Source organism: Frigoribacterium sp. Leaf8 (assembly GCF_001421165.1).
Lineage (GTDB): Bacteria > Actinomycetota > Actinomycetes > Actinomycetales > Microbacteriaceae > Frigoribacterium.
The window spans coordinates 463120-472408 of sequence record NZ_LMKB01000001.1; the positions used below are offsets into that span (position 1 = coordinate 463120).

The 9289-nt window shown below is 72.0% G+C and carries 9 protein-coding genes; 6 read left to right on the forward strand and 3 right to left on the reverse strand.

The annotated features are described in order from the left end of the window. The 4 genes from ASL10_RS16445 to ASL10_RS02190 form a co-directional block, all read left to right on the forward strand. Positions 1-1147: beta-galactosidase trimerization domain-containing protein (locus ASL10_RS16445; protein ID WP_235452313.1), on the forward strand; the 1147-nt coding region annotated here is incomplete at its 5' end. A 158-nt stretch (positions 1148-1305) separates the two neighbouring features. Continuing rightward, positions 1306-2661 (forward strand): ABC transporter substrate-binding protein, encoded by a 1356-nt coding sequence (locus tag ASL10_RS02180; RefSeq protein ID WP_056043877.1) that lies wholly within the window; start codon positions 1306-1308, stop codon positions 2659-2661. 58 nt (positions 2662-2719) lie between these two features. Next, positions 2720-3679, forward strand: coding sequence for a carbohydrate ABC transporter permease (locus tag ASL10_RS02185; RefSeq protein WP_056043881.1), 960 nt, complete (start codon positions 2720-2722; stop codon positions 3677-3679). Then, entirely contained in the window at positions 3676-4641 is a 966-nt protein-coding gene (locus tag ASL10_RS02190; protein ID WP_082460077.1) for a carbohydrate ABC transporter permease, read from the forward strand. The genes ASL10_RS02185 and ASL10_RS02190 overlap by 4 nt, the downstream gene beginning before the upstream one ends. A gap of 135 nt (positions 4642-4776) precedes the next feature. On the opposite strand, the gene ASL10_RS02195 is transcribed toward ASL10_RS02190, so the two are convergent. Beyond that, positions 4777-5184, reverse strand: coding sequence for a low molecular weight phosphatase family protein (locus ASL10_RS02195; RefSeq protein ID WP_056043885.1), 408 nt, complete (start codon positions 5182-5184; stop codon positions 4777-4779). A 126-nt stretch (positions 5185-5310) separates the two neighbouring features. Between ASL10_RS02195 and ASL10_RS02200 the strand changes: the two genes are divergently transcribed. Together ASL10_RS02200 and ASL10_RS16670 are read left to right on the forward strand one after the other, a co-directional pair. Then, positions 5311-5853: an RNA polymerase sigma factor gene (locus ASL10_RS02200; RefSeq protein WP_082460151.1), complete on the forward strand. Its 543-nt coding sequence runs from the start codon at positions 5311-5313 to the stop codon at positions 5851-5853. Beyond that, complete coding sequence (locus ASL10_RS16670) at positions 5843-7120, forward strand: hypothetical protein (protein ID WP_157485187.1); 1278 nt, start codon at positions 5843-5845, stop codon at positions 7118-7120. The genes ASL10_RS02200 and ASL10_RS16670 overlap by 11 nt, the downstream gene beginning before the upstream one ends. 64 nt (positions 7121-7184) lie before the next feature. Here ASL10_RS16670 and nhaA read toward each other — a convergent pair whose 3' ends face one another. Together nhaA and ASL10_RS15815 are read right to left on the reverse strand one after the other, a co-directional pair. Then, positions 7185-8543 carry a Na+/H+ antiporter NhaA gene (nhaA, locus tag ASL10_RS02210; protein ID WP_082460078.1) on the reverse strand — a complete coding sequence of 453 codons (1359 nt, stop codon included), beginning with the start codon at positions 8541-8543 and terminating at the stop codon, positions 7185-7187. Between the two features lie 73 nt (positions 8544-8616). Further along, on the reverse strand, positions 8617-8790 hold the full coding sequence (locus ASL10_RS15815) for a hypothetical protein (RefSeq protein ID WP_157485188.1): 174 nt from the start codon (positions 8788-8790) through the stop codon (positions 8617-8619). Between the last annotated feature and the right edge of the window lie 499 nt (positions 8791-9289).

Here is a 9289-nt window from a genome sequence, read left to right on the forward strand (position 1 = left end):
GGTCGAGTACTGGCACTGGCACACGCTGCACTTCGGCGTCGAGACCTACTGGGGCGGCGTGCTGCCGCACAGCCAGCGTCCCGGTCGCATCCATCGCGAGGTCTCGGCCCTGGGCGCCACGCTCAAGGCGGTCGGCGGCGCCGTCGACGGCCTCGAGCCCGACGCCGACGTGCTGATGCTCTGGTCGACCGAGACCAAGTGGTCGTTCGAGACGTACCCGCCGCTGGCCCTGCCCGACGGCACCCCCGACCCGGAGTCGTACCTCCACCTGTTCGACGCGCACTACCGCGGGCTCGCCGAGGCGGGCGTGCAGGTGCGCATCCAGCACGTGACGCAGTTCCTCGCCGCCGACCCGGCCGAGCTGGCCGCGACGCACCCCGTGCTCGTCGTGCCGGCGCTGTACGTCGTCGACGACGCCACGCTCACCGCGCTCACCGCGTACGCCGAGGCGGGCGGCCACCTGGTGGTGGGCATCCGCACGGCCTACGGCGACGAGCTCGCCCGGGCCCGCCGCGACCCGGCGCCCGCCCGACTCTCGGGCCCCGCGGGGGTCTGGTACGAGGAGTACACCAACCTCGACCACCCCCTCGCCGTCCACGTCGCGGACGCCGGCACCGCCGGGCGCACCGACGGCACGACCGCAGGAGGCGCGGCCGCGGCCACCGAGGACGTCACCGCCCCGGCCGCCCCCGCCGACGCACCCTTCGTCCTCGAGCCGGGCTCCGCCGGCACCCGCTGGGCCGACGTCCTGCACGTCGAGGACGCCACCGTCGTGCTGCGGGCCGCGCCGACCGAGATCGGGGCCGACGCGATGCTGACGACCCGCGCCTCCGGAGCCGGCCGCGTCAGCTACGTCGCGACCGTGCCCAACCCCGAGCTCTCGCGCTCGATCGCCCGGTGGCTCGTGCCCGCCACGGCGGCGGGCACGTGGGCGGCGACCGAGACGGTCACGGTCACCACCGGTTCACGGGCCGGAGCCCCCGGGCTCGCGTTCGTGTCGAACTGGTCGGCCCACGAGGGAACGGTCACCACGCCCTCCGCGGTGCGCGACCTCGAGACCCGGGAGGTCGTCGCCGCCGGCACCACCGTGACCCTCGCCCCGCGCGCGGCCCACGTGTACGAGCTCGTCGACGCCGACGCCTCGTAGGGGGCCCGACCCGGCCTCCCCGACCCGGCCGCCCGACCCGCACGACGTCCCCCGCAGCACCCGGCCCGCACCACCCCACCCCACCGACCCGCACCACGTCCCCCCTGCACCACCCGATCCCCCGCACCACTCCCCCACCCCCTCGAGGAAGAACAACCATGAAGAGAAAGACCACAGCAAAGGCGCTCGTGTCACTCGCCGTCGTGTCGGCGTTCGTGCTGACCGGCTGCGCCCCGTCCGGCGGAGGCGCGGGTGGTGGTGGCGACACCGCGCCCGTCTCGCAGGCCGACATCGACAAGGCCATGGACACCGACACGACCCTCACCTTCTGGACCTGGGTGCCCGACGTCCAGAAGGAGGTCGACCTGTTCGAGGCCAAGTACCCGAAGATCAAGGTCGACGTCGTCAACGTGGGCACCGGCACCGCGCAGTACCCGAAGCTGCGGACGGCCCTGAAGGCCGGCAAGGGCGCACCCGACGTCGCCCAGATCGAGTACCAGTACATCCCGTCCTTCCGCCAGACCGGCAGCCTCGTCGACCTGACCCCCTACGGAGGCGCGGACCTCGAGTCGAAGTACGTCCCGTGGGTCTGGAACCAGGTCGCGGACGACACCGGCGTCTGGTCGGTGCCGCAGGACTCGGGCCCGCTCGGCAACCTCTACCGCTCGGACATCTACGAGCAGGCGGGGCTGACGGAGGCGCCCGAGACCTGGGCCGACTTCGCGACCGACGCGCAGACGATCAAGGACAAGACGGACTCGTACATCTCGAACCTGCCCGGCAACGACCCCGGCCAGATCGTCGGGCTGTTCTGGCAGGCCGGCGCCAAGCCGTTCTCGTACGACGGCGACAAGACCGTCGGCATCGACCTCGACTCGACCGAGACGCAGAAGGTCGTCACGTTCTGGCAGGACCTGATCGACAAGGACCTCGTCTCGACCGACGCCGACTTCAACGACGCCTGGTACCAGGGCTTCTCGTCGGGCAAGTACGCCAGCTGGCAGACCGCCGCCTGGGGCCCCGTCTTCCTGCAGGGCACGGCCGCGAACACGAGCGGCAAGTGGACCGCCGCGAAGATCCCGCAGTGGAAGGCCGGTGAGGACGTCTCGGGCAACTGGGGCGGATCGAGCGACGCCGTCATCACGGGCACGCAGAACCCGATCGCCGCGGCCGAGTTCAGCAAGTTCCTGAACAGCGACCCCGAGTCGACCCTCGCCTTCGCGAACGAGCAGTTCCTGTTCCCGACGACGACCGACACCCTCTCGAGCAGCGACTTCACCGACACCGCCTCGGACTTCTACGGCGGCCAGAAGGTCAACGAGCTCTTCGCCGGCGTCTCGGACACGGTCAGCACCGACTTCCAGTGGCTGCCGTTCATGGACTACGTCTACTCGAGCTTCAACGACACGCTCGGCAAGGCGATCGCCGACCACTCCGACCTCTCCGCCGCCCTCACGGCGTGGCAGGACGACGTCACCGCCTACGCGAAGCAGCAGGGCTTCACCGTCAAGTAGCGCTCACGGGGTGCCGCCCGCCCTCGGGCGGCACCCCCTCGGCCCGGCAAGGAGCCCCATGTCCACCTCCGTCACTCCTCGTCGAGACGCGACCCGCGCCTCCTCGTCCCGTCAGCCCGCCACCCCGAGGCGCACGAGCTCGCTGCACCGACCGCAGCTCGTCGCGGCCTGGGCCCTGGCGATCCCGTTCCTGCTCGTCTTCGCGGCGATGTTCCTCGTGCCGCTCGGCTACGCGGGCTACTTGAGCACCTTCACCTCGCAGCTCGTCGGCGGGCAGGTCTTCTCGGGCCTCGCCAACTACAGCCGCGCACTGAACGACCCGAGCTTCTGGGCCGGCCTCGGGCGGGTCGCGCTGTTCCTCTTCGTGCAGGTGCCGATCATGCTCGTGATCGCCCTGTTCGTCGCGCTCGCCCTCGACACCGGCCGGGTGGCCGGCAGCAAGTTCGTCCGCCTCGCGATCTTCGTGCCGTACGCCGTGCCCGGCGTCGTCGCGACGCTGATGTGGGGCTACCTCTACGGCCGCGAGTCCGGCCTGATCGCCCAGGTGATCAGCGGAGTCGGCCTCACCCCGCCCGACCTGCTGTCGCCGCAGAACGTGCTCGGCAGCACGATGAACATCGTCAGCTGGGAGTTCATCGGCTACAACATGATCGTGCTGTACGCCGCCCTGCGCAGCGTGCCGACCGAGATGTACGAGGCCGCCGAGATCGACGGCGCCGGGCCCTGGCGGGTGGCGTGGAGCATCAAGATCCCGGCGATCCGCTCGGCGATCCTGCTGACCGTGATCTTCTCGGTGATCGGGTCGTTCCAGCTCTTCAACGAGCCCAACCTGCTCTACAGCATCGCGCCCAACGCGATCGGGTCGGACTTCACCCCGAACCTCTACGCGTACAACGTCGCGTTCAAGAACCAGGACGTCAACTACGCCGCGGCCATCGCGTTCCTGCTCGGGTTCCTCATCATGATCATCAGCTACGTGGTGCAGCTCGCCACCTCACGCAAGGAGCGACTGTCGTGACGATCGCACCCGCCCCCGTCGACACCGCCGGGGCCACGTCCGTCGACCGTCCCGTCCGCCGCCTCGAGGGCTCCGGAGGCGCGGGCAATCGCCGCCCGCGACGTCGCGTCGAGCGGTCCAAGCGCAAGACGCCGATCCTCACCGTGATCCTCTGGATCACGCTGGCGTACTTCCTGCTGCCACTGGTCTGGCTGGCGATCCAGGCGACGAAGACCAACGGCGACATCTTCTCGACGTTCGGCCTGGCCTTCGGCCGCACCTTCGCGCTGGGCGACAACCTGGCGCAGCTGTTCACGTTCCAGGACGGCATCTTCGTGCAGTGGATGGGCAACACGGTGCTCTACGCCGTGGTCAGCTCGGTCGGTGCGGCGGTGCTCGCCACGATGTGCGGCTACTCGCTGGCCAAGTACGTCTTCAAGGGCAGGTCGTTCGTCTTCGGGCTGATCCTCGGGGCGGTCATGGTGCCGCTGACGGCGCTGGCGATCCCGACCTACCTGCTGTTCAGCGCGGCGAACCTCGTCGACACCCCGTGGGCGATCATCCTGCCGTCGCTGGTCAGCCCGTTCGGCGTCTACCTGATGCGCGTCTACGCGAGCGAGGCGGTCGACGACAGCCTGCTCGAGGCGGCCCGCATCGACGGGGCCGGCGAACTACGGATCTTCCTGACGATCGCGTCCCGGCTGCTCGCACCGGGCATCGTCACGGTGCTGCTGTTCGCCCTGGTCTCGACCTGGAACAACTACTTCCTGCCATTGATCATGCTGAACGACCCGTCGCTGTTCCCGGCGACGGTCGGCCTGGCGCAGTGGCAGCAGGCGGCCACCGGCGGCGGCGGCGCCCAGGTGCTGTTCTCGACCGTGCTGACCGGGTCGTTCGTGTCGATCCTGCCGCTGGTCGTGGCGTTCCTGTTCCTCCAGCGCTTCTGGCAGTCCGGCCTGAGCGCCGGCGGCGTCAAGGGGTAGCCGGTCCGACTCCCGCCCCGGCCCCCGGTTCACGGTGGAGGTCGGAGCGGGTGGGCCGTGGCCGTGGCAGCGGCGGCCCGGGAGGCGGTGGTGACGTTGAGAGGTCACCACCGCCTCCGTTCTTTCGTCCCGGCGTCAGAGGCGGGCGTGCAGGTCGGCGACGCGGGCGCGGATGTCGTCGCGGACGAGGCGCATGCGCTCCATGCCCTCGACGCCCCGCTCGGACGGTTCGTCGGTGATCCAGGTCTCGAAGCGGGTGCCGGGGACCTCGTCGACCCGCGCCTCCCGGCCGAGGACGACGACCACGTCGGCGTCGCGCACCATCTGCTCGGTGAGGGCCTTGGGGTGCTCGTCGCCGAGGTCGATGCCGAGCTCGGCGAGCGACTCGACCGACTGCGGGTTGAGGTCGGTGCCGGGCGTCGTGCCGGCCGACACGACCGTGACCCCGTCGCCCGCGAGGTCACGCATCAGCCCGGCCGCCATCTGCGACTTGCCCCCGTTCTTCTGGCAGACGAACAGGACGGAGGCGCGGGTCGGGGTCATGCGGACACCGTACCGACCCCGGGTGGCCGGGTCCCGTGCCGTCGGGACGCGCCGCCCGCCGATCCGTCGGGGGTCCCGTGTCAGGTTCGCCGGTTCCGCGACACTCCTCTAGTGAAGGGGGTGGACGTGGATCACGACACGGAAGGCGACGACGAGCTCGTCAGACGCACGGTCGGGGGTGACCAGCGGGCGTTGTCGGCCTTGTTCGACCGGCACGCCGCGACGGTGACCCGCTACGCGTGGGCGCTGGCCGCCACCCGGATGGACGTCGAGGAGATCGTGCAGGACACGTTCGTGACCCTCTGGAAGAAGGTCGACCAGATCGACCTTCCCGAGGACTCGCTGCTGCCCTGGTTGCTGGTCGTCTGCCGCAACCACGCCGCGAACCTGCGCCGCAAGCAGGCCCGTGCCGCCACCGACGAACTGCCCGACGACCTCGTCGCCCCCGACCACGGCGAGGAGGCGCGCGACCGGCTGCGCTGGGTCCGCGACGAGATCGACGCCCTCGGCCCGGTCGACCGGCAGATCGTCGAGCTCTGCCTCATCGAGGGGCGCCCCTACGGCGAGGCCGCCGCCCAGGTCGGCCTGAGCATCGGCGCCGTCACCCAACGCGTGTCGCGCACCCGATCGCGACTGAAGAAGAAGGCGGTGATGAACGATGAACTCTGAGCCCCCCACCGGAGACGAGCTGAACCGCATGCTCGTCACGATGAAGCAGAACGTCCTCGAACGCACCACGGAGTCCCCGCGCCGGAAGCGCAACCGGAACCTCGGCCTCGGCCTCGGCCTGGCCGCCCTGCTGGCGATCGGCGGCGGTTCGGGGGCGCTGGCGCTCGGCATGCTGCCCTCGCCGTTCCAGGCGTCGGCACCGGCCACGCCGACGAGCACGCCCACCCCGACGCCGACGGTCCGGCCGACGGCGACGCCGCGGCCGACGCCGACGGTGGCGCCGGTGGTCGCACCGGTGCCGTCGGCGCCGATCGACTGCGCGACGCTGACGAACGGCATCGATCTCACGGCGTTCATCCCCGACCCCGTCTACGCTCCGGAACTGCTGCCGAAGAACTACGACCGCACGACGGAGGCCGGTCTGGCCCAGCAGGGCGTGCTCTCCTGCGTCTGGAGGTCCGAAGCCGGCTCGTACTCGAACGTCGTCGTCCGGGTGTCGAACGACGTGACGACCGGAACACGGTGGACGAGCGACCGCCACGACGCCGGCGACTCCTCGCTGGGCCTCGGACGGTCGTCCGTGATCTCGTGCGGCACGGAAGGGAATTCGTCCTGCCGCGCCTCCGTCGTCGCGGACCCGTGGTGGATCTCGTTCTCGTTCTACGACGACTCGTCCTGGTCGTTCGATCCGTCACCCGACGCCTGGAGCGAGGACACGGCACGGGCCGACGTCTCGTCAGCCCTGCGGTCCCTCTCGACCGCTCTCGTCGGGCTGACGCCGACGGCCGCCTGGCAGCCGCCCGCCACCGACTGGGCCGACGCCACCTGCTCCGTGCTCAGCGGCGCGGACGTCCCCACCATCGTCGGTTCACCGGAACTGGTCGGCCCGGCGGAGCACACATGGACGGAGGTCGGCGACGGCATCTCCGACACGAAGGACTCGTCGGTCGACTGCCGATGGGTGTTGCCCCTCGAGGCCGGTGACCAGCCCGTGGCGGACGGCTCCTTCGGCGAGTTCCGGGTCACCATCGTCCCCGGCGGCGAATGGGCCTACGAGCCGGTCGACGACAGCGAACCCGTGTCGGTCGCCGGCGCGGACGCGGCGACCTTCGTCTGCGTCAGCTCGGAGGGCAGCTCGTGCTACGTCGACCTCCTGAGCGACGGATCGTGGCTGCAGGTCGGCTACGCGAGCGGTGCCACGCCCGAGATGAAGGGCCTGCTGGTCGCGGCCGCGGAGGCGATCGTCGCGACGCGTCCCGCGAGCTGACCCGCGCCTCCTGCGCTGCCGTGACCGAGGCACGCGACCGCAGGAGGCGCGGGTCGGCGGACCGTCAGGCGTCGAGGCGGCCGCGGGCCCGGCCGCGCACGGCCAGGATCGCGCCGCCGACCAGGGCCGAGAGGAGCGAGCCGACGAGGACGCCGACCTTGACCACGTCGTCCTGCTCGCTGCCGGCCCCGTAGGCGAGCTCGCCGACCAGGAGCGACACGGTGAACCCGATGCCGGCCACGAACGACAGCCCGAGCACGTCGCCCCAGCGCAGGCTCGGATCGAGCCGGATGCCGGGCAGCCGCGTCACGAGCAGGGACGCCCCGGTGATGCCGATCGACTTGCCGAGCACGAGCGCCACGACGATGCCGATCGCGACGCTGTCGCTCAGCGACTCGACCAGCCCGCCGAATCCGCCGACCGTCACGCCGGCCGAGAAGAACGCGAAGACGGGCACCGCCACGCCCGACGAGACCGGGCTCCAGCGCTCGGCGAAGTGGTGGGTCAGCGGGTGCCGCACCTCGTGGCCGTCGGGTCCGACGTGCGTGACGCCGGCCCGGGCCGTCGCCACCGCGGGCACGAGCAGGCCGAGCAGCACGCCCGCGATCGTGGCGTGCACCCCCGAGGCGTGCACGAGGGCCCAGGCGAGGACGCCCAGCGGGATCAGCAGCCACCACGCCCGCACCCCACGGCGGACGAGCACGGCGAACGCGGCGAGCGGCAGCAGCGCCAGCAGCAAGGGGACGAAAGCGATGCCCGCCGTGTAGAACACCGCGATGATCGTGATCGCGATCAGGTCGTCGACCACGGCGAGGGTCAACAGGAAGGTGCGCAGGGCCGGGGGCAGCCGCTTGCCGACGACGGCGATCACGGCGACGGCGAACGCGATGTCGGTCGCCGCGGGGATCGCCCACCCCTGGAGCGCGTCGGGGCCGGCTCCGAGGTTGATCAACGTGAAGAGCAGCGCCGGCAGGGCGACCCCGCCGACCGCCGCGGCGATGGGCAGCACGGCGACCCGGGGGTCGCGCAGCGAGCCGGCGACGAACTCCTGCTTCAGCTCGAGGCCGACCACGAAGAAGAAGATCGCGAGGAGCCCGTCGGCCGCCCAGCTGCCCATGCTGAGGTCCAGGTGCAGCGCCTCGGGGCCGAACGACACGTCGCGCACGGCCGAGTAGAACGAGCCGGCCGGGCTGTTCGCCAGGACGAGCGCGAGCACGGTCGCCGCGAGCAGCAACAGTCCGCCGGTCGTGTCGCGGCTGAGGAACCGCGAGAGCCGCGCGCCCCGGCCCTCGGCACGGGGCGCGTGGGCGGGGGCAGGAGGGGCGGGGGTCGGGTCGGGGGCGGCGGCCGGATCGGTGGCGGGGGCGGGGCTGGCCGGAGCGGGGTCGGCGGGCGTGCGGTCGGGGGGCGTGCGGTCGGTCATGGTCGTCGTCCTTCGGGAGCGTCGGCGGGCAGGGCGGGGCGTCCGCTCGACCCGTCGACGACGAGGAGCGGTGCTAGGCCACGGGCGGCGGGCACCCGGCGATCTCGCCGTGGGCGTTGCTGCCCCACAGGCTCATCCAGCCGTTCGTGCCGCAGGTGCGCTTCGTCAGCACGAGCCGCTTCGGGAACGCCTGCTGCGCCGTGCGCGCCCGGCGCGGGGCGCGGGACGGGCAGGCGGGTGACGACATGCCCACCAGGGTACCGCCGGGCCCCGGGGAGCGGGCCGGGACGCCGCCCACCCGCGGGTCCCACGGTGCCGACCCGCGCCTCCTGCGCTCTCGGGGCGGGACTCCTGCGCTCTCGGGGCGGAGCGCACCGCCGACTGAGCGTCGCACCGCGTGTTTCGGCGGTGCGGCGTTCAGTCGGCGGTGCGACCCGCGCCTCCTGCGGTCAGGCGACCGGGCCGCCGCCGCGCCCGCCCGGTCGAGGTCGCACCACGCCCGCGTCGTCCAACCACGCACGAGGGTGGTTCGACGACGCGGGCGTGGTGCCACCCGGTTCTCGTCGGACCAGGAGGCGCGGCGACGGTCAGGAGGCGCGGCGCACGTCAGGAGGCGCGGCGCACGTTCTCGACGAAGCCCGCGGCCCGCACGCGCAGGCTCGCGATGCGCTCGAGTCGGGCCGCCTCGGCGTCGAACCCGAGGTAGGCCTCGGGCGGCAGCACGTGCACGTTGGCCGAGCACTCGA